The 21,472-nt window shown below is 41.1% G+C and carries 25 protein-coding genes and 1 pseudogene; 16 read left to right on the top strand and 10 right to left on the bottom strand.

All coding sequences use genetic code 11. The annotated features are described in order from the left end of the window. Positions 1 to 76: 76 nt before the first annotated feature. The 3 genes from WC743_RS04475 to WC743_RS04465 all read left to right on the top strand — a co-directional run bounded on the left by WC743_RS04475 (position 77) and on the right by WC743_RS04465 (position 2,220). Complete coding sequence (locus WC743_RS04475; protein WP_373010604.1) at positions 77 to 214, top strand: hypothetical protein; 138 nt, start codon at positions 77 to 79, stop codon at positions 212 to 214. Between the two features lie 317 nt (positions 215 to 531). Further along, positions 532 to 1,296 (top strand): SDR family oxidoreductase, encoded by a 765-nt coding sequence (locus WC743_RS04470; protein WP_373010603.1) that lies wholly within the window; start codon positions 532 to 534, stop codon positions 1,294 to 1,296. A gap of 72 nt (positions 1,297 to 1,368) precedes the next feature. Then, on the top strand, positions 1,369 to 2,220 hold the full coding sequence (locus tag WC743_RS04465) for an aldo/keto reductase (RefSeq protein WP_373010602.1): 852 nt from the start codon (positions 1,369 to 1,371) through the stop codon (positions 2,218 to 2,220). Between the two features lie 134 nt (positions 2,221 to 2,354). On the opposite strand, the gene WC743_RS04460 is transcribed toward WC743_RS04465, so the two are convergent. The 3 genes from WC743_RS04460 to WC743_RS04450 form a co-directional block, all read right to left on the bottom strand. Further along, entirely contained in the window at positions 2,355 to 3,005 is a 651-nt protein-coding gene (locus WC743_RS04460; RefSeq protein ID WP_373010601.1) for an HD domain-containing protein, read from the bottom strand. Positions 3,006 to 3,067: 62 nt separating this feature from the next. Next, on the bottom strand, positions 3,068 to 3,901 hold the full coding sequence (locus WC743_RS04455) for a helix-turn-helix domain-containing protein (RefSeq protein WP_373010600.1): 834 nt from the start codon (positions 3,899 to 3,901) through the stop codon (positions 3,068 to 3,070). A gap of 184 nt (positions 3,902 to 4,085) precedes the next feature. After that, positions 4,086 to 4,934 carry an alpha/beta fold hydrolase gene (locus WC743_RS04450; RefSeq protein ID WP_373010599.1) on the bottom strand — a complete coding sequence of 283 codons (849 nt, stop codon included), beginning with the start codon at positions 4,932 to 4,934 and terminating at the stop codon, positions 4,086 to 4,088. 235 nt (positions 4,935 to 5,169) lie between these two features. Here WC743_RS04450 and WC743_RS04445 point away from each other — a divergent pair, with 235 nt between their 5' ends. The 7 genes from WC743_RS04445 (at position 5,170) to WC743_RS04415 (ending at position 10,352) form a co-directional block, all read left to right on the top strand. Further along, a complete protein-coding gene (locus tag WC743_RS04445) occupies positions 5,170 to 5,778 on the top strand; it encodes a Crp/Fnr family transcriptional regulator (RefSeq protein ID WP_373010598.1) in 609 nt (202 codons plus the stop codon). An 89-nt stretch (positions 5,779 to 5,867) separates the two neighbouring features. Further along, complete coding sequence (locus WC743_RS04440; RefSeq protein WP_373010597.1) at positions 5,868 to 6,680, top strand: alpha/beta fold hydrolase; 813 nt, start codon at positions 5,868 to 5,870, stop codon at positions 6,678 to 6,680. Positions 6,681 to 6,762: 82 nt separating this feature from the next. Further along, positions 6,763 to 7,215, top strand: a complete 453-nt coding sequence (locus tag WC743_RS04435) for a peroxiredoxin (RefSeq protein ID WP_373010596.1) — start codon at positions 6,763 to 6,765, stop codon at positions 7,213 to 7,215. 133 nt (positions 7,216 to 7,348) lie between these two features. Then, positions 7,349 to 7,936, top strand: coding sequence for a TetR/AcrR family transcriptional regulator (locus WC743_RS04430; RefSeq protein ID WP_373010595.1), 588 nt, complete (start codon positions 7,349 to 7,351; stop codon positions 7,934 to 7,936). Between the two features lie 142 nt (positions 7,937 to 8,078). Beyond that, positions 8,079 to 8,597, top strand: coding sequence for a DinB family protein (locus WC743_RS04425; protein WP_373010594.1), 519 nt, complete (start codon positions 8,079 to 8,081; stop codon positions 8,595 to 8,597). A 100-nt stretch (positions 8,598 to 8,697) separates the two neighbouring features. Further along, on the top strand, positions 8,698 to 9,357 hold the full coding sequence (locus WC743_RS04420; protein WP_373010592.1) for a TetR/AcrR family transcriptional regulator: 660 nt from the start codon (positions 8,698 to 8,700) through the stop codon (positions 9,355 to 9,357). 47 nt (positions 9,358 to 9,404) lie between these two features. Continuing rightward, positions 9,405 to 10,352 (top strand): alpha/beta fold hydrolase, encoded by a 948-nt coding sequence (locus WC743_RS04415; RefSeq protein WP_373010591.1) that lies wholly within the window; start codon positions 9,405 to 9,407, stop codon positions 10,350 to 10,352. Between the two features lie 331 nt (positions 10,353 to 10,683). Here the strand turns inward: WC743_RS04415 and WC743_RS04410 are convergent, their stop codons facing one another. The 5 genes from WC743_RS04410 to WC743_RS04390 all read right to left on the bottom strand — a co-directional run bounded on the left by WC743_RS04410 (position 10,684) and on the right by WC743_RS04390 (position 14,862). Further along, a complete protein-coding gene (locus tag WC743_RS04410; protein ID WP_373010590.1) occupies positions 10,684 to 12,084 on the bottom strand; it encodes an MFS transporter in 1,401 nt (466 codons plus the stop codon). Between the two features lie 50 nt (positions 12,085 to 12,134). Then, the gene (locus WC743_RS04405) at positions 12,135 to 13,151 is read right to left on the bottom strand and encodes an amidohydrolase family protein (RefSeq protein ID WP_373010589.1); all 1,017 of its coding nucleotides are present in this window, start codon (positions 13,149 to 13,151) and stop codon (positions 12,135 to 12,137) included. Between the two features lie 82 nt (positions 13,152 to 13,233). Beyond that, positions 13,234 to 13,860, bottom strand: a complete 627-nt coding sequence (locus WC743_RS04400) for a hypothetical protein (RefSeq protein WP_373010588.1) — start codon at positions 13,858 to 13,860, stop codon at positions 13,234 to 13,236. A gap of 94 nt (positions 13,861 to 13,954) precedes the next feature. Continuing rightward, complete coding sequence (locus WC743_RS04395) at positions 13,955 to 14,347, bottom strand: nuclear transport factor 2 family protein (protein WP_373010587.1); 393 nt, start codon at positions 14,345 to 14,347, stop codon at positions 13,955 to 13,957. Between the two features lie 2 nt (positions 14,348 to 14,349). Beyond that, on the bottom strand, positions 14,350 to 14,862 hold the full coding sequence (locus WC743_RS04390) for a hypothetical protein (RefSeq protein WP_373010586.1): 513 nt from the start codon (positions 14,860 to 14,862) through the stop codon (positions 14,350 to 14,352). Positions 14,863 to 15,062: 200 nt separating this feature from the next. Between WC743_RS04390 and WC743_RS04385 the strand changes: the two genes are divergently transcribed. Next, entirely contained in the window at positions 15,063 to 15,572 is a 510-nt protein-coding gene (locus WC743_RS04385; RefSeq protein WP_373010584.1) for a TetR/AcrR family transcriptional regulator, read from the top strand. Between the two features lie 135 nt (positions 15,573 to 15,707). Here WC743_RS04385 and WC743_RS04380 read toward each other — a convergent pair whose 3' ends face one another. After that, positions 15,708 to 16,295: a TetR/AcrR family transcriptional regulator gene (locus tag WC743_RS04380; RefSeq protein ID WP_373010583.1), complete on the bottom strand. Its 588-nt coding sequence runs from the start codon at positions 16,293 to 16,295 to the stop codon at positions 15,708 to 15,710. Positions 16,296 to 16,465: 170 nt separating this feature from the next. On the opposite strand from WC743_RS04380, the gene WC743_RS04375 reads away from it, so the two are divergent. The 5 genes and pseudogenes from WC743_RS04375 to WC743_RS04355 all read left to right on the top strand — a co-directional run bounded on the left by WC743_RS04375 (position 16,466) and on the right by WC743_RS04355 (position 20,203). Continuing rightward, positions 16,466 to 16,624 carry a hypothetical protein gene (locus tag WC743_RS04375; RefSeq protein WP_373010582.1) on the top strand — a complete coding sequence of 53 codons (159 nt, stop codon included), beginning with the start codon at positions 16,466 to 16,468 and terminating at the stop codon, positions 16,622 to 16,624. Positions 16,625 to 16,717: 93 nt separating this feature from the next. Further along, the gene (locus WC743_RS04370; RefSeq protein WP_373010581.1) at positions 16,718 to 16,942 is read left to right on the top strand and encodes a hypothetical protein; all 225 of its coding nucleotides are present in this window, start codon (positions 16,718 to 16,720) and stop codon (positions 16,940 to 16,942) included. A gap of 201 nt (positions 16,943 to 17,143) precedes the next feature. After that, entirely contained in the window at positions 17,144 to 17,632 is a 489-nt protein-coding gene (locus WC743_RS04365; RefSeq protein ID WP_373010580.1) for an ankyrin repeat domain-containing protein, read from the top strand. Between the two features lie 36 nt (positions 17,633 to 17,668). Next, positions 17,669 to 19,120 (top strand): annotated as a pseudogene (locus WC743_RS04360) (catalase); the annotation flags it as partial. A gap of 111 nt (positions 19,121 to 19,231) precedes the next feature. Continuing rightward, complete coding sequence (locus WC743_RS04355; RefSeq protein ID WP_373010579.1) at positions 19,232 to 20,203, top strand: alpha/beta fold hydrolase; 972 nt, start codon at positions 19,232 to 19,234, stop codon at positions 20,201 to 20,203. 364 nt (positions 20,204 to 20,567) lie between these two features. Here the strand turns inward: WC743_RS04355 and WC743_RS04350 are convergent, their stop codons facing one another. Beyond that, positions 20,568 to 21,338, bottom strand: coding sequence for an SDR family oxidoreductase (locus WC743_RS04350; protein ID WP_373010578.1), 771 nt, complete (start codon positions 21,336 to 21,338; stop codon positions 20,568 to 20,570). Positions 21,339 to 21,472 lie beyond the last annotated feature (134 nt).

Raw genomic sequence — 21,472 nt, 5'->3', positions numbered from 1 at the left:
TGTACCTTTTTGGCGATCACTGCCAATTAACTTAATTAATTATGCTTGATAAATAAGCAAAAACTAATGACAGGACATGGTACCAATATTAACTGCAGGCCAAATCAGAGAGGCCGATGCTTATACCGTTGCCCATGAGCCAATCTCGTCTACAAAGCTCATGGAACGCGCAAGCGAGTCCTTTGACGCGGTTTATTGGGCACTTTCCGCATAAAGATTTAGGTATCAAAATTTACTGCCGTACCGGTAATAGATTATGCTTAATTAGCCACCCATCTGAATAGGCTAAATAAATATGTTATCGCGATGGACATTCCTGCAGATCTATGTGGCGATGACGAAACACCTGTAAACTATAGTTTTCAAGGCGGATCTGGTCGTTGCTTTTCAGCAGCCTAAGGCTATATTTTATTTACCTGAATCGGCATCTTATATTAAGTCATAGATCACAAATAACGCTAATAAAAGATATATGAAATGGTCTGCCATTAAAGAAAGCGGAAGAATCCTAAAAATTAAAAACTCAAAATCATGGAATTAAAAGGTAAAAAAGTACTAATAACAGGAGGATCGGCCGGAATCGGCTTTGAAGCCGCCAAACAATTTGTGGCAGCAGGAGCAAGTGTGATCATCTGCGGAAGAAGCAAGGCGAAATTAGAAAACGCAAAGTTGTCACTTCCAGGTGTAACAGCAATAGCCTGTGATGTCTCAGACCCAGATCAGGTCCTTAAATTATATCAGCAAGTACAGGAATTAGGCGGAATTGACATTCTTTATAATAATGCCGGAGTGGCAACCTTGCCTTTAAGTTTGGCTAAATCAAACAACCAGCATTTCATTGATGCCTCATACGAAATGAACATTAATTACCTCAGTGTCATTCGTATCAATAATTTGTTTTTGGATATGCTGAAAGAGAAAAAGGAGGCTGCAATTATTAATACTACATCCGTATTAAGCTATTTGCCGGCTATTCTTGCGCCAACCTACTCCGCTACCAAAGCGGCCTTAAGGTTTTACACAGAGGCGCTAAGGAAACATTTAGAGATTGCAGGAACCAATGTAAAGGTGTTTGAATTGCTGCCGCCTTTGGTCGGAACAGATATGACGGCAAGTCTAAATGAGAAGAAAATGTCGGTATCAGATGTTATAATCGCTTTGGTTGAAGCAATTGGCAAAGACCAATACACTGTTAGAGTGGGTGCTACAAAGGTACTTTATATACTCAACCGCTTTTTTCCCAATAAGGCATTCAACTTATTAAACAAAGAGCGCAATTTCGAATTGTTTCGCTAAACTACAGCAGCAGCAAAGCAACCTGGCTCGGTAAATAATCATAGGGTTTAAATTAATAATTAACAGGTCATCATGAAAGAAAATATAGGAAAAACGTTTGCTATAACGAAAGATCATACAGTAAACCGGATAGGGTTCGGTGCCATGCGAATAACGGGCAAGGGTATTTGGGGGCCGCCCGCTAATCCCGATGAGGCGATCCGTGTTCTTAAAACAGCCATTGAATTAGGTGTTAACTTTATTGATACCGCTAACAGTTACGGTCCGAATGTTTCTGAGGAATTAATTGCTAAAGCATTATATCCTTACCCTTCGGATCTGCTTATCGGCACCAAGGGTGGATTAACCAGAAAAGGGCCTGATCAGTGGGAACCCAATGGCAGTCCGGCCCACCTAGCTGAAGCATTGGATGGCAGCTTAAAAAGACTGAAAGTTGAACAGATCGATCTTTACCAGTTGCATCGTATAGATCCTAAGGTTCCGGCGGAGGAGACATTTACATTTCTAAAGGCGGCGCAAAAAGAAGGTAAAATTAAACATATCGGCCTTTCGGAAGTAAGCGTTGCAAATATTAAGAAAGCGAGGGACTTTTTTGAAGTGGTGTCTGTGCAAAACATGTACAGTGTGGACAACCGTAAATGGGAACCAGTGCTGGAGTACACCGCAGAAACTGACATCGCCTTTATTCCCTGGTATCCATTGAATGCAGGAAAGGTTGGGACATTAGAGACTTTGCAAAATATTGCCGGTAAACATAGGGCAACTGTTCATCAGATTGCTTTGAGCTGGTTACTGCACCGTTCAAACAATATTTTACTGATCCCTGGTACATCCAGTGTTGACCATTTAGAGGAAAATATGAAAACTCAGAATGTGAAGTTAACAGAAGAGGATATGATCGAATTGAATAAAATTGCCCAATAGGTCTTTGCAGTGATTTTTGTTTTTGACGTGATTGTTTATAGCTGCAATTAAAGCGTCCATATCTATCTAATGAAAAATATGGACGCTGCCTATTTGGTAAAGGCTGTTTTAAACCAAATAATAGGAATTTGGGATTATTCACTCCAAGGGGAATGCAAAATGCAATCGCAGAAATTCTTACTGTGAAAGTTGGGGATCATAAAAGCACATACGTCTGCTTTGATGTTGCCAAACGTGGTTTCTGTTTTATGCTCGAAACCGGAGAAGAAAGTCGGAATAATTTTATTCTTGAAATCGTTCCTCGGGAATGCTTTTATGATTTGCTCTCTATTGGCTTCGCTTAAATTTTCGTAGCCTTCACCCATTACGTCAAGGCCCACGCCTGAATACATTAACGCGACTTCCGGCTCTTTATGCTCTGCAATTCCAATAGTGGTATGCAGCGCAATCGTATCCCAAACTAATTGGATAGATTCCTTTGGCAGGCCATGGCCTTTTAAGAAATCCCTGGCGGCGTTGGCGCCATCAACTTCAAACCGAAGGTCAGGGCTGCTGTAATGTTTGGTCAATCCAAGGTCGTGGAAGATCGAGCTCACGTATAATAGTTCCGGGTCATACTGTGCTTTATTCCGTTGTCCGTTAAGTGAAGCGAAAAGGAAGACGCGCAGGGAGTGATTATAAATGAACTCTGTACCGTGCGCTAGTAATAGTTCTGTTGCCTGGGTGGCAATTGCACTATCGGGAATATTGATCCCGGCTAATGATTTTATTTTAGTTACTGACATCTTGTGTTTTTTATACAAACCTATGGTTAACGGATAGGCTAAGGAATGTCAATAACGAAGGATTACATGCCAATATTTACAATCTTACTTCGGTAATGCTGTGGCGATTCTGCGGCGTTTTTTTTAAAAAAATGACTGAACTGCTCAGGCGTTGAAAACCGGAGTTGATAAGCTATCTCCTTTACAGGATTGGAGGAAAATTGAAGTGACCTTTTTGCCTCTGACATAATTTGCCGATTGATTAATTCCTTGGCGCCTATACCGCTGTAGCGCTTACAGAGCGCCGTTAACTTCCGGGCTGTTGTATAAAGTATACTTGCATAATAATCAACCTCGTGGGACACCATAAATTCTTTGCTGATCAGGTCATAGAATTTGCGGTATTGCAGGTATTCATAATTATCAAAACCTTCTTTTAAGGCTGCATTTACATTGGCCATCTTAATCATGATGATTTTAAGATAGGCGGCTAGTGCGTCAGCTTTATTAATATAAGGTGCTTTTTGATATTCCTGAAAGAGTAGCTCAAACAGCGGCACAATCTCGTTATAGTCAGATTTGCTCAGCGGTAATACCTGATTAACGGCTGCATTATCAAATAATACAGACTTGCAGTTACTAGCACTGGCAGGTGCTTTTTCCCAGAAGAAATCATCAAATGACAATTCAAAGCCATCAGTGATCACCTCGTTAGAGAACCTGTAAATCTGGCCCTTTGCCATTAAGAACACTTGCTTCCCGGAGATTTCAAATAATTGTTCATCGACTTGCAAGGTACCTTGTCCTTTATTGATCACCATGACTTTATTGCAAGGCAACCTGGTATTCTCATTTAAAGAAACCCCATTGTCGTTGAGTCGAAAAATAGAAAATGAACCGCCAACTTCGTGATTCATGTCAATATTTAGGTTATTTGTTATCATTATTTTACCGCGTAATTCCGAAGCCCACTGCAAGTTTTGCTTCGGTATGTTATATCTCAAAGGTAGTCGGTTATTTATCTATACGAGTTTCGCATTATGCAACTAATGTAAAATTAGCCGGAGAAAACCCTCCAGCTAATTTAAATGGCTGATGGTCTTATTTATTAAGGAACCAGCTTACTTCTTTAATAAAGTCTTCATGGAACTGGTATTGTGCACCATGGTTCGAGTCCGGATATAAAACTAGTTTTGCATCGTTTAGATGCTGTTGCAACAGGTACGAGTTTACCGTTGGAAACAACACATCAACTTTACCATTAACAACCAATACCGGGATATTGATATTTTTGAGGTAAGCGTAGGTGCTATCACCCGGTGTTCCCCATTCAGCGATTGCGGCCAGTTGAGCTGGGACAACTTTATCATTGATGGCTACGTCGCGGTCAGCTTTTCTTGCCCGTATTCTATCTAAAAATTTCCTTCCTGCTGCCTGGCTCGTTTCAGTTGGTGAAAATAAGGTCACCAATAAAAGTTCATCCGCCGGATCATAAGTTGCGCCGAACATCGCCAGGGCTTCCGGAGAAAATGATTCCAGACCCTCCCCGCCGCGAGGACCAGAACCAACCAGGATTAACCTGCGAATAAGTTCCGGCCTGGCCAGGGCGATTTCCTGGGCGACAAAGCTGCCCATTGAATAACCATATAGATCAATTTGCTCTAAACCGAGGCCATCGATAAATGCTATCGCTGTAGCAGCAATACCTTTGATGGTCGTTGCGACCTCACCGGTTGATGCCGCGATGCCTGCGTTATCGAAAATAATGACCTCTCTTTCTAAGGAAATCGCATTTGTAACGGCCGGGTCCCAATTATCAAGTGTGCCGGTAAAGTGCTGTAAAAATACTAATGGTAAACCTGCTTTTTTACCGAAACGACGATAGGCATAAGTTGTGCCGTTTACGTCTACAAATTGTGTAGGTACGGTATCATGTGTGAAAGTGCTCATAATCTTATTTGTTATGTTGTAATTTTTAGGAAAAGGCGTCACACCAAATCCGGAACAAACTTAAATGAACAAAAGTTCATTTTGTGAATTATTAATTTTAGTGACAGTGCCTTGACAACTGGCTTACGTTTGATTTGGATCAATATCTGATGAATATGATGGCTATCCGACATATGTCCGGGATACGCAAATTAGCTTTGGTTAATTAAAAGCATACTAATGCAGAAGATAAGTTATGGACAATTTAATCAGGTTAAAAAAAGTCGTTAAAGAGTTATCCGGCATGAGTGACGATGACTTTGAGTTATCCGCACCATACTGGCAATTCAAAACGTATCAAAAGGGTGAATTCTATAACGAATACAAAAATGTCTGCAGGTATCTGGGTTTTGTACTTACAGGTTTTTTTAGGATCTATAAATATCACGAACAGACTAAGACGGAAAAAAATATGCTCTTTTTTTCCGCGAACCAATTTATGAGTTCATTCAAGAGCTTTTTAAGTCAACTCAGTTGCGAATATTATACAGAATCGATGACCGAGGCCGATATTCTTTACATTCACTATGATCATTTACAGATGCTTTACCGCACTTCGCCGGCCTGGGAACGGTTTGGAAGGCTATTTGCAGAGGCGGCATTACATATGGTGATGACCAATACGGAAGGCTTTCTTTTCCAAAAACCCGAAGAACGTTACCAAACGCTTCTTGAGGTTCACCCGGATATTTTCCAATTCATTCCACTCTACCATATTGCGTCTTATCTTGGAATTGAAGGCCCGTCATTAAGCCGGATTAGGAAGCGGGTCCAGCAAAAAGAAAAAGAAAGTCGCCTCGTTTAACGCAAATTACGATTTTAACTTAAGTTAATATTTTCCAGGAATTGGCGTCGGTAGTTTTGCCCTGTCTAAACAATTAGGCAATTCATATCATGAAAAAAATAATTTTCACATTTCTTATAGCCAGTGCGCTAAGCATTTTAATATCATCCTGTTCAAAGGATAACGAGGGTCAACCGGTGGCTACAAAAACTTACGTTATCGTGCCGGGGGCCTGGAGTTCAGCCAGTGCGTGGCAAGCTGTCGCAAAAGATCTTTCGGCAGCCGGCAACAAAGTGATCGTCGTAGAATTGCCGGGTCATGGAACCGATCAAACCGCGCCGCAGTCCCTTACTATCGATATCTACCGCGATAAAGTAATCAGCGCTATGAACAGCGTTGATGGTAAAGTGATCCTGGTCGGCCACAGTATGGCGGGGGTAGTTATTTCAGAGGTAGCGGAAAAGGTGCCTGCTAAAATCGAAAAGTTGATCTATCTTGCTGCTTTTCTTCCGCAAACCGGGCAATCATTATTTGACCTTGCGAGCACAGATGCCACTTCGCTTTTGGGAAGTTCACTAATCCTTGCTCCTGGTGTACCAACTGTAGATGTTAAACACGAAAACATTATCAATTGCTTTATCGCGGATGGAACAACAGCTGTTCAAAACGCATTGTTAGCAAGCTTCAGGGTTGAACCAGCTCCACCGTTCCAGAACCCGGTAACTTTAACCAAGGCCAATTATGGCTCAGTTCCGAAGTTTTACATCAAGACTTTACAGGATCAAACAATTACACCAATTCTTCAAAAACGTATGCTGGCTAACGCTGGTATTTCAACGACCTATCAGTTGAATACCAGCCATTCGCCTTTTCTTTCTAAGCCAGATTCCGTTGCAATATTATTAACGGCTATTGCCAAATAAAACCCTACGGGACTGAACATGTCTAATCCATAAAATGGGGTGCGTCAACGGATCTCATTTTTACTTAAAACAAAAAGATAAAATGAAAACGTTAACAGTCGGGGATCATATTCCCTCAATTAATTTACTTGACCAGGATGGTAAACCCTTCAATTTGAAGGAGCAGCTTGGTAACACCAAAATGGTGGTCTATTTTTACCCAAAGGATGAAAGCGCAGTTTGTACAAAAGAAGCTTGCGCATTCAGAGATAGTTTTACAGAATTTACGGATGCCGGGGCAACCGTGGTCGGTATCAACTCAGGCACTGTTGCCAGCCACGCGGCTTTCGCCAAAAGCAATAGGTTACCATTCAAATTGTTAAGCGATCCCGGTAACAAAGTGTTAAAGCAATTCGGGATTAAGCCATGGTTATTTTTAACAGGAAGAGAAACCTTTTTAGTTGATAATAAGGGAAAGATTGTCTATACCTACCGGGCTTTCTTAAACGGCGATAAGCACTCAGAAAAAGTTCTTGATTTTTTAAAGTCAAAATAACACTAAGTAACTGTCGATGCCGCTTAACATATTTTTATATTAGATTGTCTGCCGCCCTGTAATTAAAACATCTAATTACAGGGCAGTGACAAAATGAACTATTGTTCATATTACCTTTGGTCAATTCTTTAAAATGACCAGAGCACAAAAAGCCAAACAATTTATTATCGAGCAAACGGCCCCGTTATTCAATACCAAAGGGCTGGCTGGAACTGTGATAGATGATGTCATGAAAGCCACTAAAATGGCTCGCGGCAGCTTATATGTGCATTTTAAAAATATGGACGAGTTGGCGCTTTGTGCCGTTGAATACAATTTGAAATTATTCGTTGAAAGAACTTCAGCTGTTTCAGATCAACACGCCCTGGCGAAAACGAAATTCTTAGGCTTACTTGACTACATGAGTGACCCGCTCAACCCACCCGTTCAGGGAGGCTGTCCGATGATGAACTTTGGGATGGAAGCCGATGATACCAGCCCGGTTATACGCGAAAAGGTCAATGAAACCATATGTGACGTACAGGCGGGCATGACGCAAATCTTAGAAGAGGGCGTTCTAAATGGCGAGTTTAGAAAAGACTGGGACGTTAAGAAATTCGCAGTAAAGGCCTATGCAATGATTGAAGGCGGTATTCTAATCTGTAGAATGTCCCGTGATGTCGGCCAAATGATCATGCTTGTAGAAATCCTCAAAGAAGAGATAGAAGCAAACTCCATTTAGTACAGCATTAAGTTATCGCTCATAAAGTTCTTCCAATAAATTTAAATCCGGTGTAATGGGCCGATATGGTACAATACTACGTTTTCTAATATAGCTTGAATCCCTTATCGCCCGCCAGGCAAGTTTTACACACAACATTATCATGGAAAATCAATTAAAAGCAGCAAAGGCTCAAACGAGTCTCGTCATCAATCAGGTAATTAATTACTGGGAGTCCAGCAACAAAACGATCACAGAGTTTTACAACAAACATGCGGACGAAGTTTACGCAAAGGAAGTTGCTCCGGGCAGAAACCGGGCGACCTATTTATTGGCACATATTATTGCCATTAACGATAGCATGATGTTGCTATTCGGCTTGGGTAATAAATTATTCCCTGAACTAACGCCGCTGGCAGACCAACCTGAAAAAGCGGTAGACTTCACTTTAGATATTCAAAAGCTGCGAGGCCAATGGGACACTTTAAACAAAACGCTCGGCGGCTACTTTCACGAAATGTCAACTGATTTATGGCTTGACAGGCACAACAGCGTTACGCCGGAAGATTTCGCAAAAGATGCAACCAGGAACAAGCTTAATGTATTGATTAACAGAACGGGACATCAAAATCACCACCGTGGACAACTCATGTTTTTGAATGAACGGATTATAGCGGCTTAACAGTTGTTACAGTTCCGTTATTTGTGTTAATATTCAAGTGTTTTGTATAAATTTTGAGCGCTGAGGTCAAATACCTTTGTTCTAATAAGAATAAAGCAAAATGAACTCGAACGATGACATCAGAGATTCCTTTCCAACTTTGGAAGAGATACCTGAAAAGTACAGGTTGCGTGCTCCAGTATATCAAAAACAAATACTTCTCAGATCTGAAATAAGAGAAAATATCGTTTCTGCAGCACTGTCTATCGCTAAGATTTCGGGATGGCCGTCGCTGAGTATGCGCAAATTAGCCGCATTTATAGGCTGCAGCGTACCCTTGTTATATGGTTATTTTGAAAACAAAGAAGCTATCCTAATGGAGCTGACCAGATTAGGTTTCTCGCGGCTTGAACAATCCATCAAAAATGCTGAAAAGCAATTCACTGATCCGGCAAAAAGGTTGAAAAATATGTGGATGGCCTACTGGGAGTTTGCCTTTGCTGATAAGGAATCTTACCAGCTCATGTTTGGGATCGGCATACATTGCTGTGACCAGATGAGCGGTCATCTTTCCCAATATTTTGTTAGCACCATTAAGTCCGTACTTAAAATAAATATGGAATCTGAAGTTGACGACAATTTTGTGTTAATCCGTTTTTATGGCTATTGGGCGGCTATTCACGGCCTTGTAGCCATCAATTTCCTTAACAAGGAAAATTGTCCGAGGCTAAATCAAAATGTATTGAACTATGCATTAAATGAAGTCGTGGTCAGCAATTAAAGGAGCTTATTCCTAAAATATCAATCATTAAATTAAACTAAAATCAAATGAAATTAAAAAAAAAATTAAATGTGAGGGTTGTAATCGTCCTCCTCTTAGTACTCTTCGACACACATTTTCTGAGCGCATCAAGCGCGAAAACCTTACCTGCTGCGCAAGCTATAACCGTTAGAACACAATTTGTCAACGTAAAAGGGGTGAAATTTGCCTACAGGCGCTATGGTAAGAAGCAAGGTTTACCATTGGTTTTTATTCAGCACCTCGCCGGAACGATGGACAATTGGGACCCGGCAGTATTGGATGGGTTTGCCAAAGATCGTGAAGTCATCATTTTTGACAACGCCGGTATCTCCAGTTCCGAAGGCAGGGTTCCTGATAATATTGCAGATATGGCAAATGATGCTGAATCTTTTATTAACGCGTTAGGCATTAAGAAAATCGACCTGTTAGGCTTTTCGATTGGTGGTATGGTTGCTCAACAGCTTACCCTTGATCATCCTGAATTAATCAGGCGCCTGGTTTTAGTCGGTACCGGCCCTCGTGGCGGTGAAGGAATGGCTGTTTATAAAACGTCGACGCTGGCCATGTTTGATAAGAAATATGCACACCCGGATGAAATCTTTTTAGAAACGTTATTTGATCCGAGTCCAACCAGCCAGGCTGCCGGAAGGGCTTTTCTTGAACGGATCAGGGCGAGAAAAATTAAAGAACCAGCAGTAAGTGATGAGGTCGCCAAAAATCAAATTCACGCTATATATGCCTGGGGTGCACCGGCAGAAAATAGCTTTGCCTACCTGAAGGAAATTAAACAACCGGTATTAGTGGTAAGCGGGCATACCGATGTTATTCTTCCGTCGGTCAATTCTTTTATTCTACAGCAAAATCTTCCTAATGCATTTTTAATAGTGTACCCGGATTCTAATCACGGGCCGCATGATCGTTTCCCAAACCTTTTCGTGAAACAAGTGTCTATGTTTCTGGATGGTGTGAAATAAGATTGGTTGAAGGGCAACAAAGGTACAAATATGCCAGTGACGTATAGCCCGCTTAAAGGGCTATACGTCTTTTCATTTAAAAGCAACTGTAATAAATGGTTTCGGTTTATGACTATTGCAATAGACGATATGCTTATCAGCAGACAAGCCAAAGCGTATTTGTATATTATGCCATCTTAAATCCGAATGTAGTACTTAGTTATCTATATTGTTTCGTCGATAAAAAACAATGTGGTTTCGGATGCTTTCTCTTCTGAACAGGAAGGGGCGAAATTGTTAATCAATCCGCCCCATTTTGTATCACTTCAAGACTCAATTTGAAACTTTAAGCCTATGCCTTAGCTGCCGAATTCTTGGGTAGTAGTAAAAGCATCAAACCAGTCAGCAATAAACATATGATATTCGCGGTTGTACTTTGCATAAATGCCCGGACATAGTTCTCCGAACTATGTGATTGACTGACTGCATTGTAAAATATCCCGCCAATAATACAAATACCCAATGCAGAAGCAGTTTGCTGAAATGTGCTGTAAACGCCGGCAGCTGATCCGGCAAATTTCTGTGGCACTGTCCTTAATGCCAAATTGAGTAAAGTTGGAAGGATAAACCCATTGCCCAAGCCATAAAGTCCCATGAGGAAACATATAATCACACCGCTAACATTTGCCTTGAAAAGCAATACTTGAAGTGCAAATGAGCAACAGGTAATGATTACGCCAAATAAAGGGACCAACTTTCCAAACTTTGGAACTAGTTTAGAAGCAATCATAGATGACAACGTAAACAAGACACCAGGGATTATGAAATAAATCCCACTTTTTAAAGGAGAAATATTTAAGCCCTTTTGAAGAAAAACGGCACTTGTCAAAAGGTATGATGTGTGCATCATAAATTCAAACAAGACGGCAAATAAACTTAGATTGAACCCTCTGTGGAACAAAGACACATCAATTAATGGGTTAATTCCAGTTTTCAATTTCCTCTGCTGATCGTAAATAAAGAATAGGAAGATAAATAAGGAAAGGACTAAAAGAAGTACGCTCCATAGCGGCCAACCTGATTCCCTGCCTTGAATGATCGGATAGATCAAGCAAATTAATCCAGTGGTAAGTATTGCGATCCCGGAATAATCAAAACGTTGGGCCGGAGGTTTTTCAGTTTCAAATAAGTAGCGTTTTGCAGCCCATAATGCCACTGCACCAATTGGTAAATTGATGATGAAAATTAAGCGCCATCCATCAAACAAGAAATGGGTTTCGGAAAGGTAACCGCCTAAAATTTGTCCTATTATTGAAGCGGCACCAAGTGTAATGCCATAAAAGCCGATTGCTTTAGCGCGTTCCTTTGGATCGGGAAAAAGCATTTGAATAAATGCGATGGTTTGCGGTACCATGAACGAAGCACTCAGGCCCTGAAAAAAGCGCGTGATGATAAGTTGAAGTGGCGTTTGCGAAAGACCGCAAAGGCAGGAGAATAATGTAAAGCTCAGCATTCCCCAGACGAATACCTTCTTACGGCCAAATTGATCACCTGCCCGGCCACCAGTTATTAGAAAGGAGGCATAACCCAGCAGATACCCGGCGATGACAAGCTGGATTTGCCCGTCAGCAGCGTGTATTCCCTTTTGAATCGCGGGAACGGCGACATTTACAATAAACACGTCGATAACGGATAACAAAGGCGCCGTTAGAACTATAATTAATGCCAGCCACGGCGAGTTTTTTTTGTCCACTTATTATTATTTTATGTTTGAGGTTTATTGGATATCCATATTGGTGTCCATTATTGCATTTCCTTAATTTGCTTATCCGTAAGACGGAGAAAGCGCGCAGCATTATTAAATAGGATATCCCTCTTTTCACTTTTGCTAAGGAATGGCGCATTATTTATGTTGTCGATACTTACTCCCATTGCTTTAGGCCATATCATTTGATCAGAACCATACATGATCCTTTTCTCGAAACCAGCGCCTACCAAGCGTTTCAGGTACGCATAGAATTCTTTCTTAGGTATGATGTAATCAATTACACCCAGATCTACATACAGTTGTGGATACGTATACAGCATGGCAATCATATCATCGATCATCGGCCAGCCGGCATGCATTGCGTATAATCTTAATTTAGGATGGCGGATTAAAGCTTCCTCCAGTACCAAAGGGCTGTGCATTCGGGCGCGGTATTTTGAAGCACCCTGAAATGGAGCGCCCGGAGGGCCCGGCCCCACATGAATACCCATCGGAATATCAAGATCTTCCGCAACTTTAAGGTAGGGCTCAAAAATACTATCTGATGCTACTATCCCCTCATATTGAATGGCAACCTCGGAAAAAACCTTAAACTCACCGGTCTTAAATAAACGTCGCAAGGAATCTGCGTCAAGCTTCTCAGACTTGACATGGCGAAAGTTCCAGTAAACAGCGTTAATAATATGTTTCGGTTCAGCCGTTTTCCATTTTCGTACCCGCTCCATACTTCCGCTGAGCACACCATAAATATTTCGCTTACGCAGCATCGCAATAGTCTCGCGTTCAAGTTGGTCGTCAGTTAAAGCCGATGTAATAGAGCGCTTATCCCAAGCCCCGGATTTCTGTTCGTTGAAGTAAACCTCTCCAAAATCATTTTGAGGATCATTGGGTCCCCAATATTTAAATGGAGCCCCAATTTTCAATGGCGGTGGCCCAAAGTCTGCTACAGGGATAGCGTGAAGATGCATGTCTATTATCGGCAATGGATGTTTTACCTGGCCGATTGCGTTCGCAACGGTGAAAAACGTTAAAATTAAAATTAATTTTTTCATATAAAGTTCAGTTAACAGGGTTCCCGGCGGCCTGTTTTATGGCCATCCTTAATTTTTTAAGTATTTTTTGCGCTATAAATTATTACAATGCGGGCTTAAAGCTGATCGTTACGCCGCGCAATTCTTCCCACATGTTATCACTGAAATCTTTAGGCGAAACTTCAAATCTTACCGGTTTATTTGTTTTTGATGAAATCTTCAAGACATGTATCTTAATGTTAAGATCTGTAACCTCCTGTGAAAAAGGATTCAGCAAATGTAATTTGCCCGAATAGGTTTCTCTGTCACCGTTAACAGTTGGTGCCTTACTTAAGGAGGCTTCGGTTTTGATGATTTTGTCTGCAGGGATACGTTGTTTTTCTGCGAAATAGTTTACGAGGCCTGTGAAGTATATTTCGAGATTGTTCCCAAGGATTTTAGAATTTATGTCAGTTTTTCCCGGCACCCACCATAAAAACACATAGGAAAGATTACCGTCGCTTTTTGCATCTTCCCATCCTGGATGAAACCTGATCTCTTCTGAGCCGGTCACCGTTAACTTTGGTGCAAATGGAGTCGGTAAACTGAAATGTTCATGTCGCCAATTTTCCGGCGCATCCATTTGGTAAGGCAGTTCGGTGTTTTCTGTTTGTGCGCTTACGTATACTGTGTGAAATAAGCAAAGGAATAGTGCAACTACAAAAATTCTTAGTTTTAAGATATTGTTCATAATAGATTTTTATAAAAAATGCAGACCGGTATACTTACTGGTCTGCATTTAATTGACGATTTAAAAATTAAAGCCGGCAACTTGGCCAGTGATATTAAAAGATATCAGATTTGATCGTTTGAGCAGTATCTAATGCCTCTCTTAATAACTTGATTTTGCCATTTTCGGCTACCAGGCGGCCCATGTAATGTTGGTTGAAACCTTTACCTGATTTAAGTACGGTTGTGTCTATCCTGTACTCAGCAAAGATTGAATCTTCAGTTTCCATAAATATCTTGAGATCATGGAATTTAAAATCTTCAACAGTGTTGATTACTGCTTTTAAGAAAGAAGTAATGTTTTCCGGGCCTTGATGGCTCGGCTCAACGCCAAGGCTGGCAAGGTAAGGTAATTCAAGGATGCCATCTTCTGCGAATAATGATGCTACTACATCAAGGTCCTTAACATTGTCAAGGTAGGCTACTAAAAGCTCTTTTGCTGTTTTCATTTTTAGTTGTTATAAGTATTAATAGAATTTTTAGAATGCGTGTTTGTAATTACTGCAAATGGTACGCCTACCAAAACAATATGCCAGATAATGCTTACAATAGCATTAAAAAGAACGAAAGGTGCCGGAGGAACATTAGAAAGAGGAAACACAAGTAGGTTCATAACCAACCAAATTCCCAGCCCATAAATGATTCCGGACGCAATTGTATTTCTGCGGATCAGACTGCTTTTCTTGTATGCATAGTAGTAAACAGCACCCATAATGATCGTAACGATCAGGTGGATGATAAATCCTTCGACAATAGTTGAAGTACCGGCGGCAAAAGCAGTAGGGCCGTTAATAGCACTTGCTATCCATTGCATAAACAGGGCTGGTCCCATTTTTAACAATAGCAGGAAATAAAGAATACCAGCTATGCCGTCTGTTACTACGACTACTGCTGAAGACCAAAGAATAGTTTTGGTCGGTGTCCATGATGCTTGATCACGTGTTAATGTTTGATTGCTTGACATAATGATTTAATTTTTTTAAAAAATATGACCGTCTGGTCGTTTAATGCACGAAAGTATTTCGCTATTCCCGGACTAGTATCTGTGTAATGTCATCCTGTAAAAAATGCCATTTTATCAGTTAATATATGACCGATTGGTTACATTTCAGGCTAAATGCATATCTTTGTATTATGAGAACAAGCACCGCAAGACCCAGGATCATGGAAGCAGCTACCACGCTCTTTTACAATCAAGGCTATATGAGAACAGAAATTAGCCATGTATTAAAGGAAGCGAGAGTGGCGAGAACCACCTTTTATGAGCATTTCCATTCAAAGGATGAGCTATTTGTAGAATATCTAACCAACAAGAGTAATCAGATTGATCGTTTGCTAAAGGCGGAAGTTGAAATGTATGAGACACCCAGGGAGAAGGTTTTAGGCCTGTTCGATTTTCTAACTAAGTTATTTGCGCAGCCATCATACAGTGGATGCAGTTTTTTAAATGTGATCTCCGATCTGCCAGCCGACAGCCGTAAAGTAAAACCGATTATCAAACAACAAAAAGATAATGTCAGAAATCTTTTCGCTGAAATTCTGCAACCGGTTAAGAAGGACAATCTTGCTGACGAACTCTATATGCTTTTTGATGGCGCGCTGATTACCAATAAAATACATGACAACCCATTGACGGCCATTTCAGCGAGAAATATTGCAGAGAAAATTTTGTAGACATCCAAATCTCGGTTGAGAATATTCAATTCGCGACCTTTTATTAGATAGGATGGCGCAGGTGCAATTGCTAAGTAAATTGATTAGCAACTGCCTAATCATGAACAATTTAGCGTTCCTGTCAGTGAAGATGATCTATAGCAACTGCGCGGTGATCATTCGTTTGATACTGTTATTTATAACCTTCATTTTTTCATTGTTGCCATTACTTCGGCAAATTATAGTACCACCTTCAAGCAGGGCAAACATCATCGTACTGAATTCATGATAGTCCCAGTCGGATTTGAATTCTCCATTTTTAATGCCTTTTTGAATTATCGAAGAAATAAGTTGCTGGCTGCGTTCAACCAATACATTCACGATCGCGTTTATGCCAGGATTGGTATCGTCGGCTTCTGTTCCGGAGTTAATCATCGGGCAGCCGCCATCAACAGGGGTATTTATGGGATCTTCTAATAGATCTAAATAAGCAAATAACTTGTCTTTAGCCGTTTTATGTTTTTTTATCGCATGCTGTATTTTACTGCTGAGTAGCTCAAGGTTATGTTCGACCGCACTACAGGCCAGGTCATCTTTGCTATTAAAGTACATGTACAAAGTACCTTTCGACAGCTTGGTTGCACTCATTATATCGCTCATCGATGTTGCAGCAATTCCCTTTACATTGACGATGGCCGCAGACTTTTCAATAATCAATTTTTTCGTTTCTTCCCCTTTTGACATAACTTAAATATTAATATGCAAATATCTATGACCGATTGGTTAGATTTTAATACAAACCATCATTGTGACAATTGGTTTACAATGATATGACGTTTTCCGGTAGGAACGCATAGGTCGCCTTATATCCATAGCTTGGGGGAGTCCCTTTTTACCTGCGTACACCTAGGCGCATGCATCAGGCATCGTCTATAATTACCATTCGCTTTAAAGATGCGCCGCAACAGATCCCGGCATCAGCAAGTGAAAACCGGCAAGAAAACAGGCTTGTCATCAGCATACAGCCTGAGATGAGCAGATTTCAACTATTAGCCAAAAGGGAGTTGATCTGATATTAAACCCGGTTGATATAGTTTTTGATTATAAAGGAACTTATACTCATCAATTTCAGGAAGCTTATGAAACTTAGCTTTCAGATTCAATTCTTGGTGATAATCACTCTTCATGCGCGCAGAACAGGTGGAAGCAGCCTGGGAACTGGTGATGCCTATATTAAATTCCGGTCAACTCAAAGCGCGACGAATAATCTAAATGATGATGCCGGCACACTCAGCCTGCTGCCGGGAAAAGCTTTGTTAGCCAGTGATGGTCTTCCTGGTTTACACTGGCGGAAGGGAACCACTTACAATTACCAAAGTATAGAGAAATAAATACGGGCATCATTATAAATGTTCTGCGAGCATATGACTTCGTTACTAATAAATAACATTGTTTAAAATTTCATGTTAAAACATTTTTGACATGTATTCTTACCTAATTGACATTCCCCACGATTAGTCAGGGCGCTACCTTTACAATTAAATCATCGGGATTTTTCCCATAGAAGGTAAAATCCATTTAAATTTTAAAGTATGGATATTTTTGAAGCCGCAAGGCAAAACGTCCTCCCTGCGTTGAGTGAGGCACTAAGGGATTCCGGGGCGGATGTAAGAGACGGCCGCGGTTCTACACCGCTGATTGTTGCGGTCTATTACAACAATAAAGAAGCAACATCTCTATTGCTTGAAGCCGGAGCTGATACTGAGGCCCAGGATAGTACAGGTAATACCGCGCTGATGGGTGCCTGTTTCAAAGGCTATACAGAAACCGCTGAAATTCTGTTGAGAGCCGGCTCAATCCCGAATGCTCTTAATGGAAACGGTGCAACAGCACTGACATTCGCAGCAACTTTTGGGCAAACGGAAACAATTTCTTTATTATTAAAATATGGTGCTGATCCGCTGATTAAAGATCGCTTTGGAAAAAATCCAATTGATTACGCTATGGTTCAGGAAAACGAAGCAGGATACGAGCTGATGGTTGAAAATATCAACAAGTCACATATGGCCGATACCCAATAAACATCGACCAACTATATATTATATAATATGAAAACACAAAATAAGACCCTCACCACAAGACAGGGACATCCGGTACAGGATAATCAGAATATTCGTACAGTAGGTGAACGTGGCCCGGCAACGCTGGAAAATTACCAGTTCCTGGAAAAGATCGCCCATTTTGACCGCGAACGTGTCCCTGAGCGGGTTGTACACGCAAGAGGTGCAGGTGCTCACGGTATATTTGAAGCTTACGGCACAGTGGGTAACGATCCGGTCTCAAAATATACAAGAGCAAAATTATTTCAGGAGCGGGGAAAAGAAACACCTGTATTTGTTCGCTTTTCAACTGTCATTCACGGCGGGCACTCACCAGAGACGCTGCGTGATCCCCGTGGTTTTGCCGTGAAGTTCTATACCGAAGAAGGTAACTGGGACCTTGTAGGCAACAATCTTAAAGTTTTCTTTATCAGGGATGCCATTAAGTTTCCGGACTTCATACATTCATTTAAACCCGATCCGGTAACTAATCGCCAGGATGGCGGGCGTCAATTCGATTTTATCAGCAATTCGCCGGAGACGCTGCACATGGTTACATGGCTTTTTTCGCCTTGGGGAATACCCGCAAATTACAGAGAAATGCAGGGCTCGGGTGTTAATACCTATAAATGGGTCAATGCAGCAGGAGAAGCCATGCTGGTAAAATATCACTGGGAACCGCTGCAGGGCATCCGCAATCTCACCACGCAACAAGCGTCTGCTATTCAGGCAAACAACTTCAATCATGCGACGCAGGATCTTTATGATGCCATTGAAAACGGTGATTACCCGCAATGGGAGCTTAATGTGCAGATCATGAGCGATGACGAACATCCCGAACTTGATTTTGATCCTTTGGATGATACCAAACTTTGGCCCAAAGACCAGTTTCCCTGGTATCCTGTTGGTAAAATGACATTGAACAAAAACCCGGAGAATTATTTTGCTGAGGTGGAGCAGTCTGCTTTCGGAACGGGTGTCTTGGTTGATGGTCTTGATTTTTCAGATGACAAAATGCTACAGGGACGCACATTCTCATACTCTGATACACAGCGCTACCGGGTAGGAACCAATTACCTGCAGCTTCCAATTAATGCCCCGAAGACACAGGTTGCAACCAATCAACGTGATGGGCAAATGGCTTATAAAGTTGATTTAGCAGAAGGTTCTAATCCGCATATTAATTTTGAACCATCGAGTAATAATGGTTTGACTGAGGCTCCGAAGGGGCAGCCAGATCATGAACCTTATTACGTGGCAAAGTTAGTACGTAAGAAGATCGAACGGACAAATGTCTTTCAGCAGGCAGGTGAACGTTACCGCACTTTTGAAGACTGGGAACGCGACGACCTGATCAGTAACCTGGTTGGTGGAATAAGTGCGGCTACGCCTCAAATTCAGGCAAAGATGATAGATCTTTTTACGCAGTGCGATGAAGATTATGGCAGACGTGTTGCCGAAGGATTAAAGAATATATAATGCAATGCTTAAAAGAAGCCCTCTTTTTGAAGGCTTCTTTTTTTATATTAACAGCCACAACTCTACCTCGCTGACTATTGGCTACGCTCAATCAAAGAGATCATGAAAAAAATTATGTTCGCCGCTATTTTACTGGTGGCTGGGTTGTTCCCTAATTTGAAAACTGTTGCACAATCAGGGAAAATCACAAAAAGCAAATCTGCAGATGAAAACTATAGTGTTCATTGTAGGCGCATCACGGTTAATGGGCTGAACGTGTTCTACAGAGAGGCAGGCCCGGCCGGTGCGCCAATTATTTTGCTTTTACACGGCTATCCAACTTCCTCTCATATGTTCCGAAACTTAATTCCATTATTGAGCGGGAAATACCATGTGATTGCGCCCGACCTTCCGGGCTTCGGCTATACAGATGTACCCGACAGCGTGCATTTTGTCTACACATTTGATCACCTGGCTAAAACAATGCAAACTTTCATCGATGAGCTGAAAATTAAACGTTTTGCCATTTACGTTTTCGACTACGGCGCACCGACAGGTTACCGGCTGGCTGTGGCAAATCCAGAAAAGATTACTGGAATTATATCTCAGAACGGAAACGCGTATGCAGAAGGCCTGAGCAACGGATGGAACCCTATACAACGTTACTGGGAAAATGACACTAAAGAAAACAGGGATGCTTTAAGAGATTTCCTGACCAGGGATGCCGTAAAATCTCAGTATTTAAGCGGAGTAAGCGATACATCGCTTGTTGCCCCTGAATCATATACCCTGGATCAGCATTTCCTTGACCGCGCCTGTGAAGCAGACATACAGTTGGATCTTTTTAAGGATTATAAGAACAATGTGGATCTATATCCCAAATTTCAGGATTATTTCAGGACATATAAGCCCAAAATTTTGGCGGTTTGGGGCAACAAAGATCCGTTCTTTCTACCTGCAGGTGCAGAAGCTTATAAAAAAGACGACCCTAATGTAATTGTTAAATTCTACAACACGGGCCATTTCGCATTAGAAACCCATGTTCATGAAATTGGCAATGATATCCTAAACTTTCTTGCGACACTGCCCAAATAACATTCATTGTCTTATAGGAAGGAAAATCATTTTACGCTATGGCAGTGGATTTAATGGACCCTGCTGTCATAGCAATTTTATTGCATAAATGAAAACGTATCTAATCAGCATAGCCTTTAATTCCGGGAATTAAAGGCTTTTAAATCCTTCGCCGCCTGGCCGCAGTTTAGATGACTGGGTATCATTTCAGTAGGTTCTTCAAGCATTTTGCAAAATATAATGCAACGGACTTTCAGCGCATTCAACGCGCCAATATTACAATGGGCACTCTTAACTTGCCTGATCATCTCCATAAAAAAGGCCAAGCCCAGTTCGCTTAGCCTTTTTGATACACTCCAATTTCAAAAACCTATCCTTTTTGCCTCTATTGAGTCCTTAGTAAACGAAAGTTTCTGGGCTTATTTAGAAAATTGAAAGCAAAATTTGGGAACAGTCGATTAATTTTATACAATAATTTGGTATTGCCGGCTCTGATTGTGAACTGATTTTTCTTTATACCTGCCATCAAAATGTGAATTAGATCTTCCGTTGACATCTTCTTTTCATTAATGCCCGCGGTCATTTCGGTTTCAACCAATGGCGGTAAAAGCTCGAATACTTTTACTGAGCTGCCTAAAATTTCTAAATGTTTCCTTAAAGATTCCGTATAGAACCTTAAAGCCGCCTTAGTTGCAGAATAAGTAGGCGCAAGGATTGCCGGCAAATAACTTAAAACTGATGTTGTTACTATGATAGCAGCATCCTTTTTCGCTTTCAGCATATCCATAAATAAATTATTCAAGCGGATTACGCCAAGGTAATTTATATTCATTTCGTTAACCGCGTCGGTGTAATGTTGTTCATTAGCAACTCCCAAATTCAGCGGAGCGCTACCGACACCGGCATTATTATAAAGGATATCTATACCTCCCAGTTCCAATACTTGCTTGTATAGTTCTTTGATTTCATTCTGGTCGGAAACATCACATTTAATAGTAATAATGCCCGGTAAATTACTTTTTGCTTTATCCAACTTTGATTGATTTCTACCACAAATGATAACACGCGCACCCGCAGCACTAAATTGCTTTGCTGATTCATACCCGATGCCAGCGGCACCTCCTGTTATTAATACTGTTTTTCCTCTAAGTTCCATATTTGTTTTTCGATGTCTCTTGTTGATTTTGAAAATCTTGGTTCCGTGTATTTTTGCACATTGCCATGATGTAATTATTAATTGAACAAAGCTGGATAAAATACTTTATATTTGAAAGTAGTTTCCTTTTGGGT

This window comes from Mucilaginibacter sp., from assembly GCF_041660805.1.
Taxonomy (GTDB): domain Bacteria; phylum Bacteroidota; class Bacteroidia; order Sphingobacteriales; family Sphingobacteriaceae; genus Mucilaginibacter.
The sequence above is the reverse complement of the archived record's forward strand: the minus strand, read 5'-3'. Positions and strand labels throughout refer to the sequence as shown.